The sequence below is a fragment of the Siccibacter colletis genome (assembly GCF_025914095.1).
Lineage (GTDB): Bacteria > Pseudomonadota > Gammaproteobacteria > Enterobacterales > Enterobacteriaceae > Siccibacter > Siccibacter colletis.
Genome location: NZ_CP074352.1, coordinates 3,578,596 through 3,592,294, shown reverse-complemented (window position 1 = coordinate 3,592,294; position 13,699 = coordinate 3,578,596). Strand labels below are relative to the sequence as shown.

The window sequence follows — 13,699 nt, the reverse complement described above, 5'->3', positions numbered from 1 at the left end:
CGACAGGCCAGCAGAGCCTGAACAACACAGACAGGTACAGGAAAAAAACATGGTAGATCAGGCTAAAGTGGCTGAGGTAGCGAAGGCTCAGGGTGAGCAATCGCTACGCCGCAATCTCTCAAACCGACACATTCAACTTATTGCCATCGGCGGTGCGATTGGTACCGGGCTGTTTATGGGCTCCGGGAAAACCATCAGTCTCGCCGGGCCGTCGATCATCTTTGTGTACATGATCATCGGCTTCATGCTGTTCTTCGTGATGCGCGCGATGGGCGAACTGCTGCTCTCGAATCTGGAATATAAGTCCTTCAGCGATTTTGCCGCCGACCTGCTCGGCCCGTGGGCAGGCTACTTTACCGGCTGGACCTACTGGTTCTGCTGGGTAGTGACCGGTATGGCCGATGTGGTTGCGATAACCGCCTACGCCCAGTTCTGGTTCCCCGGCCTGTCGGACTGGATCGCCTCGCTGGCGGTGATCGTGGTGTTGCTCTCCCTGAACCTTGCCACGGTAAAAATGTTTGGTGAGATGGAGTTCTGGTTCGCGATGATAAAAATCGTCGCCATTGTCTCGCTGATTGTGGTCGGCCTGGTAATGGTGCTGATGCACTTCCAGTCACCGGCCGGCGTAGAGGCTTCCTTTGCCCACCTGTGGAATGACGGCGGCTGGTTCCCGAAAGGCATCAGCGGCTTCTTTGCCGGTTTCCAGATTGCGGTGTTTGCGTTCGTTGGGATTGAGCTGGTGGGGACTACCGCCGCCGAGACGAAAGATCCGGAGAAATCCCTGCCGCGCGCCATCAACTCCATCCCGATCCGCATCATCATGTTCTATGTTTTCTCGCTGATCATGATTATGTCGGTGACCCCGTGGAGTTCGGTAGTACCTGACAAGAGCCCGTTCGTTGAGCTGTTTATGCTGGTGGGTCTGCCGGCAGCGGCAAGCATCATCAACTTCGTGGTGCTGACCTCCGCAGCGTCATCCGCGAACAGCGGCGTGTTTTCTACCAGTCGTATGCTCTACGGCCTGGCGCAGGACGGCGTGGCACCGAAAAGCTTCGGTAACCTGTCGAAGCGCGCGGTGCCGGCCACCGGCCTGACGTTCTCCTGCATCTGCCTGCTGGGCGGCGTGGTGCTGATTTACCTGATCCCGGATGTCATCAAGGTGTTCACGATGGTAACCACGGTGTCGGCGATCCTGTTTATGTTCGTCTGGACCATCATCATGTGCTCCTATCTGGTGTACCGTAAAAAGCGCCCTGAGCTGCACGCGAAATCCATCTACAAGATGCCGCTGGGCATTGTGATGAGCTGGGTGTGCATGGCGTTCTTTGCGTTCGTTATCGTGCTGCTGACGCTGGAAGACGATACCCGTCAGGCGCTGATGGTGACGCCGCTGTGGTTTATTGTGCTGGGTCTGTGCTGGTGGTTTATCGGCAAGAAACGTCTGGCGCGCCTCGGAAAATAAAAAAACGGCCGCCCAGGCGGCCGTAAACATGCATAAATCAGGGTGCTCTCGGGCACCTTTTTTTATTCGCCTGCGAGGGCACGCGGGAACAGAACGTTGTTTTCCAGGCTGATGTGGTTCATCAGATCGTCAATCATCTCATTGATGCCGTTATACAGCGCACGCCAGGTGGTGCAGGCATCGTCCGGCGGGGTGACGTTATTGGTGGTGTGCTTGATCACTTCCAGCAGTTCGCCCGCTTCATCGTGCTCGCTCTCCATCACGCTTACCGGCCCGCCCGCCTGGCTCCCCATCCCCTGTTTGATCATCGGGAACAGGATGCGTTCCTCTTTCATCATGTGGCTGGTCAGCTCCTCGTGCAGCATCGTCAGATATTTGGTCAGCCCGCGCGGCACCGAGGCTTTCGCGGCGTGCACGCGCTCTACTTTTGTCGCCTGCAGAATCAGCTCCGGGAGCTGCTCGCGGTGGCGGTCATGGTAGCGCACGATAATGTGGTCGATGATCTCCGGCAGCGGCGCGCTGCGCCAGTCTTTCTCCAGCGGCGTGGCGGAAAGCGCAGCCAGCTCGGCCTCAATCGCTTCCAGATCCAGATTCTGGCGCGTCGCCGCCTTTAACAGCGTCTGCCTGCCGCCGCAGCAGAAGTCGAGATCATGTTTACGAAACAGGGCGGAAGCGCGAGGGACAGACAGCGCCAGTTCCCCTAAAGAGCGGTCACGGAAGTTCATCATCGATACCCTTAGTTGAAAAATATAACATGCATATTAAATGCAACTTTAAGGCGGCGCTATTACTCTTTGGGGTCAGTACCACCATTTTTGATGAGGTTAATAAAAGGTTTTTTATTTATTACCAGCAAGTTATGGAAAGGTATTTGTAAGGCGTAATTCCAGTCAGAAATGAATAAGGGAATAGCACAACTGAATAAATAATTATTAACCCTGCAAAGGGTTATCAGCGTCATTAAAATTAGCGGCGAGATGAAATAAAAATTATCATATTAAGCTGCTGTATTTAAAGGTTTTAGTCATTCTCATAAGCGCTTTTAATTAAACATATATCATATTTTGCCGATATAACCTGTGAAGGCAATATCCTGCAAAACAATAAGGTTAAATATGTTTAAGCAAATTAAAGTTATCACCATGTTAATTTTGGTGCTGGCAGTGTTGGGCTCCCTGCAATTAATCTCCGGGGGACTTTTCCTTAGCGCGCTGACAAAAGATAAAGACAACTTCGCTTTATCACAAATTTCCAGCAATAACGTGACGGAATTTACCGACGCCTGGATCAGCCTTAACCAGACGCGTATCACCCTCAACCGCGGTATGCTGCGCCTACAAAGCAGCATGGCGGGCGCCATCAACGGTGGCGATCTCGATGCGCTGGTGAAAAATGCCGATCGTCTGCTGGCCCAGGCGCAGAAGCACTATAAAAATTACGAAGCCATTCCGGAAACCCCGGGCCTTGACCCTCAGCTGACGAAAGATCTGGAAGAGCAATACGCCATTTATCACGGTACGTTGACTGAGATGAATAAGCTGATGGCCGCCAATCAGCTGGAAGCGATGTTCAAACTCAACGCTGAGCAGAAACAGAACGCCATGCAGGCGGTCTATCTCGACTGGCGCGCAGCCCAGACCAAACTGGCTGAGAAAGGCGTGGTCGAGAACGAAGAGGGCTTCCGCAGCATGATCTGGGGGCTGAGCGCCATCATGGCGATCGTGATTGCCGTCATCGTAATGAGCTGGATCGGTCTGCAGCGCGTGCTGCTCACGCCGCTGAAGCAGATTATCGAACACATCCGCACTATCGCTGCCGGCGATCTGACCAAAGAGATCGACGCAAGTGGCCGCAACGAAATGAGCCTGCTCTCCTCTAACCTGAAAGAGATGCAGCAGTCGCTGGTGCGTACCGTCAGCGCCGTTCGCGACAGCACCGACACCATCTTCACCGGCGCGGGTGAAATCTCTGCTGGTAGCAACGACCTTTCCTCGCGTACCGAACAGCAGGCCGCCTCGCTGGAAGAGACCGCTGCCAGCATGGAGCAGCTGACCGCGACCGTGAAGCAGAACGCCGACAACGCCCGTCAGGCAACCCAGCTGGCGCTTAACGCGTCGGAAACCGCAGGCAAAGGCGGCAAAGTGGTGGATGGCGTGGTGCGTACCATGACCGAAATCGCTTCCAGCTCCAGCCAGATTGCCCAGATCACCAACGTGATTGACGGTATCGCCTTCCAGACCAACATCCTGGCGCTGAACGCCGCGGTAGAAGCTGCCCGCGCTGGCGAGCAGGGCCGTGGCTTTGCCGTGGTGGCAGGGGAAGTGCGTACGCTGGCAAGCCGCAGCGCCCAGGCCGCAAAAGAGATCAAAACCCTGATCGAAGCGTCCGGCTCCCGCGTGGATGCGGGTACCGAGCTGGTACGTGAAGCAGGTGACACCATGAAAGAGATCGTGGCGGCCGTCACCCGCGTGACCGACATCATGGGTGAAATCGCCTCGGCGTCTGATGAACAAAGCCGCGGTATCGACCAGGTGGGTCAGGCGGTCTCTGAGATGGACAAAGTTACCCAGCAGAACGCCTCGCTGGTGGAAGAGTCTGCCTCTGCAGCAGCAGCACTGGAAGATCAGGCCAGCCGTCTGAGCCAGGCCGTTGCGGTGTTCAAGGTCAGCCGTAGCCAGGCTGCCGCTGCGGTGCGCACCGAACTGGTGAAGCCAGACCTGAAGAGGCCGCTGGTTGCCGCACCGGCGGGTGCCAGCGATTCCAACTGGGAAACGTTCTGAGTCCCTTTAACGCCCCGGCATAGCCGCCGGGGCATTACGCCGTTACTTCCGGGTAGCGGCGTGCGCTTCAGACGACAGCACCTCGCTTTTTATCGGCTTCGCCCGCACCGCAATCACCACGCCCACCACCAGACAGGCAATGCCGATCGCCGCGATCAGCGGAGGCAGGCTCTGACGCAGCAGGAAGGTATAGAGCAGTCCCGCCAGGGTTTCAAAAACGATCAGCGGACCGAGGATCACCGTCGGCAGGCGCTGGCTCGCTTCATTCCAGCACATCGCACCCACCCATGAACACAGCACCGCAATCGCCAGCATCAGGCCGATAAACACCGCAGGGCGTGGCCCAAACGGCAGGCTGAAGGCGGCATCATCTGCGGCAATCCACCAGCAGGCGGCGACATAGCCCACCAGCGACACCGGCAGCGTAACCAGCGCCTGGGCGGTGGCCCACATCATCGGATGTTTATCCGGATGTTCACGCAGCCACCGGGCGTTACGCAGCGCATACCAGGCCCAGCAGGCCACAGCGATAAAGGCCAGCCCGACGCCGCTGAGATAACGCCAGGTATCTCCTCCGGCGCTACCGCTGGCGGATTCCGCATGGTTTACCAGCAAAATGCCAACGGCGATGATCGCCAGCGACGGTGCCAGCCGCCGCCACGGCAGATGCCCGTCGCGCTGGCGGTAGAGCAGGTTAGCGAACACCGGGATCACCACCGGCAGCGTGCCGATAATCATGGTAGAGACCGGTGCACCGGTACGCTGAATAGCGCTGGCCAGGCAGAGATAATAGATAAGGTTGCCCGCCAGGGTCAGCGCCAGCGCAGTCAGCCAGTCGCGTGACGTGAGCTGGCGCAAACGCGCCCGGCCCAGCCAGGCAATCGGCACCGCAATCAGCCCGAGGGCCAGATAGCGCCCGGTGGATTGCAACGCCGCCGGATAGTCAGGAACAATCAGCGGGCCGACAAAGATCAACCCCCACATCAACCCTGCGAGCAGGGCATACGCTACGCCACTTAACATTCACTTATCGCCTCTGGTCAGAAGAGACGGAGTGTAGGGCAGCAGGGAGGGCGGTTCTTGTACCAGATTGCGCACTGCCGTGCCGGCGACCTGCTTCTGGTAGCGTACCGGCGTGATGCCGTAGCGGCGCATAAAGGCGCGGGTCAGGTGTGACTGGTCGGTGAGCCCGGTGGCCGCCGCGACCGTCGCCGCCGGCATTCCCTGGGCCAGAAACAGCTTGGCGCGCCACAGGCGGATCGCCATCAGCATCTGGTGCGGCGTGACGTGAAAATGCGCCTTAAACTGGCGCAGGAAGTGATACGGGCTGAGCGACGCGACGCGGGCAATCTCGTCCAGCGTCAGGGATCGGGCATAGTTGTCGTGCAGGTAGTCACGCACCCGGTCAAAACGGGGAGCGGCAGACGACCGGGAGACCGGCGAGTGCCGGGCGTAGGGCAGAAACGCCTCGATAAGCTCCAGCAGAATGCTTTGCTGAGCGAGCGGATCGTCGTAGTACCACAGGCTGTTAATCAGCTGGCTGACGCGCAGGGCGCGCTGCGGATCGTGCCGCTCCACCCCGTCAAACCACCAGTTTTGCTTCCCGGTGACCTGCTCCAGCAGCATTGGCTCAAGATAGATCATGCGATAGCGCCAGCCGTCATCGGTGATGGCTTTTCCGGTGTGCAGCTCGTCCGGGTTCATGGTCAGCAGCGAATTGGCAGAGGCGATATGCTGCACGCCGCGATAGCGAAACCGTTCCGCACCGGTTTCCACCGCGCCGATACCGAACGCTTCATGGGTGTGCGGCTCGAAGCTGTGCTGCGCGATATGGGCGTGATACAGCTCAACGCCGGGCAGGTGCGGGAGCTGGCGAAAGCTGGCACGGTCACGTTCATCGGTAAACTGGTCAGGAACTCCTTGCACCGTCACCCCCTCAGTGGATTCACTCCATTATAGGAATTCGCCCGCCCGCTGCTAACAGATTATTAACATGAGCATGAAAAACCTCCCCCGGCGGGGAGTAATGCCAGTCAGTTAAGCATGTAGGGTGGGTAAGCGTAGCGCACCCACCGGTGGATGCGCAGCAGCGGCGGATCACCTTTACTGACAAGGATTACCCCGGCGGGGAGGCGAAAGGGTTATTCGACGCGGGAGAGTTGCGCGCTGTCGCACCCGGCGTTACGGCATTCGCGCTCAATCCGCTTCAGCAGGTCGATGCGGCTGCGCATTTTTTCATTGGCACACATCAGCAGCAGCGTGTCGCCTTCGGTGCAGTCACGGTCGCGCACCTTCAGCCAGGCGATCTGCGAGTCCTTGAGACTCTTTTTCTGCCCGGCGTTCAGCGTCGTGATGGTTTTTTTGTACTGCTGATTGAGTTCTTCATCGCTCTGTACCAGCTCCAGCGAGGCGCAGTAGGCGCGATCGTAAGGGGTGCGCGGGCTGTCGCAGCTGATGGCGAAGGCGCTGCCGGAAGCGATGAAGAGGGAACCTGCCAGAAGAAGTGCTTTCATGATTCGTCCTTGTTACCTGTAATTTTAGGCGTGGCGATGCGCCACGCCGCTATCATAGCGGGTAACGAAACGTCAGGCAGCCTGCCAGTTTTTGGCAGGCCAGCCTGTGGGTTACAGCATGGCTTTCAGGCTCGCGGCCAGTGGCGTGGTCGGGCGACCGATCAGCGTACTGAGCTGGTGGCCGTCATCAAACAGCCCGCCCTTCGCCGCGCCTGCATCCGAGTCCGCCAGCAGTTTCGCAAACCCTTCCGGTAAACCGGCCCCCATCAACGCCGCCGCGAAGTCCGCTTCGCTCAGGTTCTGATACGCCACGGTTTTGCCGCTGAGTGCGCTCAGGGATGCGCAGAGATCGCTCAGCGTCCAGGCGTCATCCCCTGCCAGTTCGTAGACGCGTCCCGCCTGGTCGTCGAGCGTCAGCACGCGTGCTGCGGCTTCGGCGTAATCTGCCCGGGTCGCCGAGGCGATTTTTCCTTCACCGGCACTGCCGATAAACAGGCCGTGCTGGAGCGCCGCCGGTACGCTTGCCAGATAGTTTTCACTGTACCAGCCGTTACGCAGCAGGGCGTAAGCGAGGCCGGAATCCGCCAGCAGCTTTTCCGTTTCAACGTGCTCAGCCGCCAGGCCGAGCGGCGAGGTATCGGCATGCAGCAGGCTGGTGTAAGCGATGAGCTGAACGCCTGCCGATTTTGCCGCCTCAATCACGTTGCGGTGCTGGCTGGTGCGCTGGCCCACTTCACTGGAAGAGATAAGCAGCAGCTTTTCCACGCCCTGCAGCGCCCGATCCAGCGCCGCCTTATCGTTGTAGTCGCCGCGACGTACCTGCACGCCTTTATCGCTCAGGGATTGCGCTTTGGCCGGGTCACGCACAAGGGCGACGATCTCACTGGCCGCCACGGTTTTCAGCAGTGCATTGATAACGAGCTGGCCCAGTTGGCCGGTTGCGCCGGTAACAGCAATCATGGTGTTGTCCTTCTTGTCTGTTGTGTGTTGTGGCACAATAGCAACCTTACTAACTTTTAGTAAGTACGTACAAAAAGGTAAGTGTCAATGACCCAGTCTCTCACCGACCAGCTGCGCACCGGCAATCTGTTTGCTGGCGAGTGCCCCTCCCGCGATGTGCTCAAACATGTCACCAGCCGCTGGGGCGTGCTGATCCTCGTTGCGCTGCGCGACGGGACGCTGCGCTTCAGCGATTTGCGTCGCCGTATCGGCGGCGTCAGTGAAAAAATGCTGGCCCAGACGCTACAGTGGCTCGAAATGGACGGGTTTGTGAACCGCGTCTCCTTCCCGGTGGTCCCGCCGCATGTCGAGTACAGCCTGACGCCATCCGGGGAGCAGGTCAGTGAAAAGGTCGCCGCGCTGGCCGACTGGATAGAGCTTAATCTGCCGGACGTCATGGCATACCGCGCCGGGCGTGAAGGGGTGGATGCGGCGTGATGAAAAAGCGCACGCTTTGCCCCGTGCGCTTTTTTAATTACTTCTGCAAATCCAGCTTATAGATGGCAAAGCCGATATCGTCGGTAGCGACCTGCTGCATCGGGTACTGCGCGTGGCTGCGAATGAACGCCGCCGCTTTGTCGCCCGGTGAGGTTTCGAAGCGGATATCCAGCGGCGTATCGCTGTGGATCGGTGCCAGTCGCCAGTTGTTATCGGCTGCCGGGTGGATCTCGCCGTTGCGTTTGGTTTCCGCGCCAATCCATGCGGCCAGCACCGCGCGGTTTTCATCCGGCGAGGCAAAGGCAATATGGCTGTCGCCGGTGCCAGCGAACTTGCCACCGTAAGCGCGATAGTTGTTCGTCGCCACGAGGAACGTAGCGTTCAGATCGACAGGTTTACCGTTAAAGGTGAGCTGCCTGATGCGCTCGGCCTGCGGGTTGATGACCTGGCATTCACCGTCGTATTTCGCTGGCTGGGTGACGTCAATCTGGTAGTTCACGCCGTCGATCACGTCGAAGTTGTAGGTACGGAAGTCATCCCAGTTGATCAGCGACTGCGGCTTGCTGCTGTGAATATCGATCTGGTTGAACTGCCCGGCAGAGCACTCCAGCCAGTCCTTCACTTCCTGGCCCGTCACTTTCATTACGACCAGGGTGTTCGGATAGAGATAGAGGTCGGCGGCATTGCGGAAGGTCAGCTGGCCTTTTTCCACTTCGACAAAGCTCGCCGGGTCGTTTTTACGCCCGCCCGCTTTGAACGGTGCGGCGGCAGTCAGCACCGGAAGATTCGCCAGATCCGGGTCGCCCTGAATGAAGTGCTCCACGTATGCGCGCTGCGCGTTGTTCACCACCTGTACGGTCGGGTCGTCCTGCACCAGCGACAGGTAGCTATACATGTTGTCCGCTGACTTGCCGATCGGCTGGCTGACGAACGCGCGGGTCGCATCGTGATCCGCTTTCAGGACTTTCACCAGGTTGGTATCTTCGGCTACCAGCGCTTTTTTCGCCGCCGCATCGTAGATGGGACGCGCTTCGGCTTTTGATTGCGCCACTTTCCAGCTGCCGCCCTCGTTGTTGAGCACCAGATCCACTACGCCAAGATGGTCGCCCCACATGCCGGGCATCACCGCCGGAATACCGTTCAGGGTGCCTTTCTCAATGTCTGCGCCTTTGATCGCAGCAAAGTCTTTGCCGGGGAAGACCGCGTGGGCGTGGCCGAACAGAATGGCATCGACGCCCGGCACTTCGCTCAGGTAGTACACCGAGTTCTCCGCCAGGGTTTTATACGGCTCGGCAGAAAGACCGGAGTGAGCAATCACTACCACAATATCAGCGCCTTTCTCGCGCATCTCTGGTACATAGCGGCGCGCGCTTTCAGTGATGTCGTTGACCGTCACCTTGCCCTCAAGGTTGGCTTTATCCCAGGTCATAATCTGCGGCGGCACGAAGCCGATGTAGCCGATTTTCAGGGTATGGGATTTCCCGTCCTGATCTTTTACCGCGGTATCCTGAATGAGCCACGGCGTGAACAGCGGCTTCTGGGTTTTCACATCAATGATGTTGGCGTTTACGTATGGAAATTTTGCCCCCGCCAGCGCCTTATGCAGGTAATCCAGTCCGTAATTGAACTCGTGGTTGCCGAGGTTACCGACAGCGTAATCCAGTGTGTTCAGTGCTTTATAAACCGGGTGGATCTCGCCCGCTTTCAGCCCCTTCGACGCCATATAGTCGCCCAGCGGACTGCCCTGAATCAGGTCGCCGTTATCCACCAGCACGCTGTTGGTCGCTTCGCCGCGCGCCGCATTGATAAGCGACGCGGTGCGCACCAGACCAAACTTTTCCGTCGGCGCGTCTTTGTAGTAGTCGAAGTCCATCATGTTGCTGTGGAGGTCAGTGGTTTCCAGAATACGCAGATCCACCGTGGCGGCGTGCACGCTCCCGGCAATCAGCGTGGCCAGGAGCGTTGCGCTAAACTTAATCATGAGAAGGGTCCTTTTTCGATCTGAGCCACAGAAAAGTATGTACTTACAGACTGTTGCTTACAAAAGTGTGAATGCTGCCAGAAAGCGCCCGGCGTTAATCTGCATTGCTTCACAGATAGCGTAATCAGACGCAATACGATATAAAAAAACTATGACGCAAAAACAATGAGTTATTCATAAGCAGCCCCTGCTGGCTGCGGCACAACATGAGGTGGACGATGTTAGAACAAATTTGCCAACTGGCGCGTGAGGCAGGAGAGGCCATCATGCAGGTTTACCAGGGTGAGCAACCGCTGGAGGCCACCAGTAAGCTGGACGACTCTCCCGTCACCGCCGCCGATATCGCCGCGCACCGTATTATTGTCGCCGGGCTACAGGCGCTGGCGGCGGACATTCCGGTGATCTCAGAAGAAGATCCGCCGGCATGGGACGTGCGTAAAAGCTGGAACCGCTACTGGCTGGTGGACCCGCTGGACGGCACCAAAGAGTTCCTGAAGCGTAACGGTGAGTTCACGGTGAACATTGCCCTGATAGAGGACGGCAAGCCGGTCATGGGCGTGGTCTATGCCCCGGTGCTGAATACGCTGTATGCCGCGGCGGACGGTAAAGCCTGGAAAGAGGAGTGCGGCGTGCGCAAAGAGATTCAGGTACGGGAGGCGCGTCCGCCGCTGGTGGTAGTCAGCCGCTCGCACGGGAATAACGCTGAGTTGCAGGAGTATCTTGAACAGCTGGGCGAGCACCAGACGACGACCGTCGGCTCCTCGCTGAAGTTCTGCCTGGTGGCAGAGGGGCAGGCCCAGCTGTATCCGCGCTTCGGGCCGACCAACATCTGGGATACCGCCGCAGGCCATGCGGTCGCTATGGCCGCCGGGGCGCAGGTTCACGACTGGCAGGGGAAAACCCTCGACTACACTCCGCGTGAATCCTTCCTTAACCCCGGCTTCCGCGTCTCTATTTACTGAGCAGCTTATGCAGCAGGCTGACGACCTGCTGCACTTCATCCTGCGTCAGGCCGCCATCTTTGGCGAACTGCACGCGCCCGTCTTTATCGAGCACCACCACCGCAGAACCTTCCTCTTCCAGCTGCCATGCCCCGCGCGCCGCGCCGTTTTCATCAACCACGATCTGCGACCACGGGAACTGTTTCTTATTGGTCTCCAGCGCGCTGCGCACAAACATGCCGGAGCCGGGAATCACATCATCAGTGTTAACGATAGTAGTGGTCTGGTAGGTGTCATGCGGCAGATTCGCGGCTTTGATGGCCTCAATTACGCCGGCGTTTTTCTCTTTGGCTGAGGTTCTTCCCGCCATGTGAAGCAGAACACGAACTTTCCCCGGCAGCTGCGCGCTATTCCAGTTTTTGTAGCTAAACTTATCGTTATCCAGCATCAGCTCTCCTCTGTCGTTGATGCCGACAGGCGAGACCCGCTGATGTTGCTGAAAGTTATGCGCCGAGGCCAGAAGCGGCATCAGCAAGAGGGTAACTACCAGGGTACCGCGCAGGATCATGGTTAACTCCATAAGGTTGTTGAATAAGTGATCGGACCACTCCGCCGACCCTGTTAAAGCATATGTGCTATCCCGCCGCTTTTCCCGCAACCTTGATGCCAGTTTGCGCGCAATCGCACAGAACAGCACAAAAATGGCGTCTTATTCTGGCGTAGGTTTGTTACTGAAAAGAATACTCTTAAAAACTGTCATCAAAAGGTAAAAAAACTTATAGAGACTGTGTCTCCTGAGTTTTGTGGTCTATAGTCATCTGGCTATAAATTTTGCGCCTGTCCCTGTCGGACCAAGAGTGGCTCCGCTGAGGCGTAATACTAAGCAGGAGTAAAAAAGTGAAAATCTTCCAACGGTACAACCCACTGCAGGTGGCGAAGTACGTGAAAATCCTGTTCCGTGGACGGTTATACATCAAGGACGTAGGCGCTTTTGAGTTCGATAAGGGCAAAATCCTTATCCCGAAAGTGAAAGACAAACAGCATCTGTCTGTGATGTCTGAAGTTAACCGTCAGGTTACGCGTCTGCATACCGAGATGGCGTAACCACAACGTGCTATGCAGTAAACAGCAGTAAATCAAAACGGCCCCGATGGGGCCGTTGATGTTTGTGCGGTCAGGCGCTGGTATTCGCGTCAGGAAGCTTCGGCGTCAGCGGCGAGGTTTTGGTATCGAGCCGCGTGACCAGCAGCTGGTCGATGCGGAAGTTGTCGATATCCACCACTTCGAATTTGTAGCCAGAGAACTTCACCGAGTCGGTGCGTTTCGGGATTTTACGCAGCATGAACATCATAAAGCCGCCGATGGTCTCGTAGTTGCCGGACTGCGGGAAGTCGTCGATATCCAGCACGCGCATCACGTCATCAATCGGCGTACCGCCTTCTACCAGCCACGAGTTCTCATCACGCGCCACGATCTGCTCTTCCATCCCCTGGCCCACCAGGTCGCCCATCAGCGTGGTCATGACGTCGTTCAGGGTGATGATGCCTACCACCAGCGCGTATTCGTTCATGATCACCGCGAAGTCTTCACCGGCGGTTTTAAAGCTTTCCAGCGCTTCAGAGAGCGTGAGGGTGTCCGGCACAATCAGGGTATTGCGGATCTGCACGCCGCTGGTGAGTTTCAGGCTCTGATTGCCCAGCACGCGGTTCAGCAGCTCTTTTGAATCAACATAGCCGACAATGTGGTCGATATCCTGATTGCACACCAGGAACTTGGAGTGCGGATGCTCGGCCACTTTGTTCTTCAGGCTTTGCTCGTCTTCATGCAGATCGAACCAGATGATGTTTTCGCGCGAGGTCATCGACGACGGCACGGTACGCGACTCCAGTTCAAACACGTTCTCAATCAGCTCGTGCTCCTGCTTGCGCAGCACCCCAGCCAGCGCGCCGGCTTCCACTACCGCATAGATATCATCGGAAGTAATGTCGTCTTTACGCACCATCGGCAGCTTGAAGATGCGGAAGATGATGTTTGCCATGCCGTTAAAGAACCAGACCAGCGGCCGGAACAGGAACAGGCAGAAGCGCATCGGGTTGATGATGCGCAAAGCCACGGCTTCTGGCGCAATCATACCGATGCGTTTCGGGGTGAGGTCGGCAAACAGAATGAACAGGCTGGTCACCAGCGTAAAGGAGAGAATAAAGCTGAACTGATCTGCCAGTTCCGGCGACATAAAGTTGTCGAGTACGCTGCGGAACACCGGGGAAAATGCCGCGTCGCCGATGATACCGCCAAGAATGGCAACGGCGTTGAGACCGATCTGCACCACGGTGAAGAAGGTACCTGGCGTTTCCTGCATTTTAAGGATGCGCATGGCATTGATGTTGCCATCGTCAGCCAGCAGCTTAAGTTTGATTTTTCGCGAAGCGGCCAGCGAGATCTCAGAGAGTGAGAAGAACGCACTGACGGCGATGAGAGCAAGTATCAGTAGAATACTGTTTAACATATCTTATCCAGCCTGCAGGCCAGATCCTCGGAAGGGAAAGTTGAAAAATCCATGTGGTAACCACGTGAAAAATGGGGTC

At 57.3% G+C, this 13,699-nt stretch carries 12 protein-coding genes and 1 pseudogene; 5 read left to right on the top strand and 8 right to left on the bottom strand.

The window, feature by feature from the left end:
- The first annotated feature begins 49 nt into the window (after nt 1-49).
- A complete protein-coding gene (gene cycA / locus KFZ77_RS17190; protein ID WP_031521601.1) occupies nt 50-1,462 on the top strand; it encodes a D-serine/D-alanine/glycine transporter in 1,413 nt (470 codons plus the stop codon).
- 62 nt (nt 1,463-1,524) lie between these two features.
- Here the strand turns inward: cycA and ytfE are convergent, their stop codons facing one another.
- Nucleotides 1,525-2,187, bottom strand: a complete 663-nt coding sequence (gene ytfE, locus KFZ77_RS17185; RefSeq protein ID WP_031521602.1) for an iron-sulfur cluster repair protein YtfE — start codon at nt 2,185-2,187, stop codon at nt 1,525-1,527.
- Nucleotides 2,188-2,577: 390 nt separating this feature from the next.
- On the opposite strand from ytfE, the gene KFZ77_RS17180 reads away from it, so the two are divergent.
- Nucleotides 2,578-4,242: a methyl-accepting chemotaxis protein gene (locus tag KFZ77_RS17180; RefSeq protein ID WP_264384890.1), complete on the top strand. Its 1,665-nt coding sequence runs from the start codon at nt 2,578-2,580 to the stop codon at nt 4,240-4,242.
- Between the two features lie 42 nt (nt 4,243-4,284).
- Here the strand turns inward: KFZ77_RS17180 and KFZ77_RS17175 are convergent, their stop codons facing one another.
- From KFZ77_RS17175 to KFZ77_RS17160, 4 genes and pseudogenes are all read right to left on the bottom strand, one after another.
- Nucleotides 4,285-5,265, bottom strand: a complete 981-nt coding sequence (locus tag KFZ77_RS17175; protein WP_031521604.1) for a DMT family transporter — start codon at nt 5,263-5,265, stop codon at nt 4,285-4,287.
- An 84-nt stretch (nt 5,266-5,349) separates the two neighbouring features.
- A pseudogene (locus KFZ77_RS17170) lies at nt 5,350-6,168 on the bottom strand (AraC family ligand binding domain-containing protein); the annotation flags it as partial.
- Nucleotides 6,169-6,383: 215 nt separating this feature from the next.
- Nucleotides 6,384-6,755: a lysozyme inhibitor LprI family protein gene (locus KFZ77_RS17165; protein ID WP_031521608.1), complete on the bottom strand. Its 372-nt coding sequence runs from the start codon at nt 6,753-6,755 to the stop codon at nt 6,384-6,386.
- A 111-nt stretch (nt 6,756-6,866) separates the two neighbouring features.
- A complete protein-coding gene (locus KFZ77_RS17160; protein WP_264384888.1) occupies nt 6,867-7,715 on the bottom strand; it encodes an SDR family oxidoreductase in 849 nt (282 codons plus the stop codon).
- Nucleotides 7,716-7,802: 87 nt separating this feature from the next.
- On the opposite strand from KFZ77_RS17160, the gene KFZ77_RS17155 reads away from it, so the two are divergent.
- Nucleotides 7,803-8,192 carry a winged helix-turn-helix transcriptional regulator gene (locus tag KFZ77_RS17155; protein ID WP_031521612.1) on the top strand — a complete coding sequence of 130 codons (390 nt, stop codon included), beginning with the start codon at nt 7,803-7,805 and terminating at the stop codon, nt 8,190-8,192.
- Between the two features lie 37 nt (nt 8,193-8,229).
- On the opposite strand, the gene KFZ77_RS17150 is transcribed toward KFZ77_RS17155, so the two are convergent.
- Nucleotides 8,230-10,173, bottom strand: a complete 1,944-nt coding sequence (locus tag KFZ77_RS17150) for a bifunctional 2',3'-cyclic-nucleotide 2'-phosphodiesterase/3'-nucleotidase (RefSeq protein ID WP_264384887.1) — start codon at nt 10,171-10,173, stop codon at nt 8,230-8,232.
- 218 nt (nt 10,174-10,391) lie between these two features.
- Here KFZ77_RS17150 and cysQ point away from each other — a divergent pair, with 218 nt between their 5' ends.
- Nucleotides 10,392-11,135 (top strand): 3'(2'),5'-bisphosphate nucleotidase CysQ, encoded by a 744-nt coding sequence (cysQ, locus tag KFZ77_RS17145; RefSeq protein WP_264384886.1) that lies wholly within the window; start codon nt 10,392-10,394, stop codon nt 11,133-11,135.
- On the opposite strand, the gene KFZ77_RS17140 is transcribed toward cysQ, so the two are convergent.
- Nucleotides 11,125-11,682 (bottom strand): YtfJ family protein, encoded by a 558-nt coding sequence (locus KFZ77_RS17140; RefSeq protein WP_031521618.1) that lies wholly within the window; start codon nt 11,680-11,682, stop codon nt 11,125-11,127. The genes cysQ and KFZ77_RS17140 overlap by 11 nt on opposite strands.
- A gap of 329 nt (nt 11,683-12,011) precedes the next feature.
- On the opposite strand from KFZ77_RS17140, the gene KFZ77_RS17135 reads away from it, so the two are divergent.
- Nucleotides 12,012-12,218: a DUF1107 domain-containing protein gene (locus KFZ77_RS17135; RefSeq protein WP_024548455.1), complete on the top strand. Its 207-nt coding sequence runs from the start codon at nt 12,012-12,014 to the stop codon at nt 12,216-12,218.
- Between the two features lie 70 nt (nt 12,219-12,288).
- On the opposite strand, the gene KFZ77_RS17130 is transcribed toward KFZ77_RS17135, so the two are convergent.
- Nucleotides 12,289-13,620 (bottom strand): hemolysin family protein, encoded by a 1,332-nt coding sequence (locus KFZ77_RS17130; RefSeq protein WP_031521620.1) that lies wholly within the window; start codon nt 13,618-13,620, stop codon nt 12,289-12,291.
- Nucleotides 13,621-13,699: the final 79 nt, after the last annotated feature.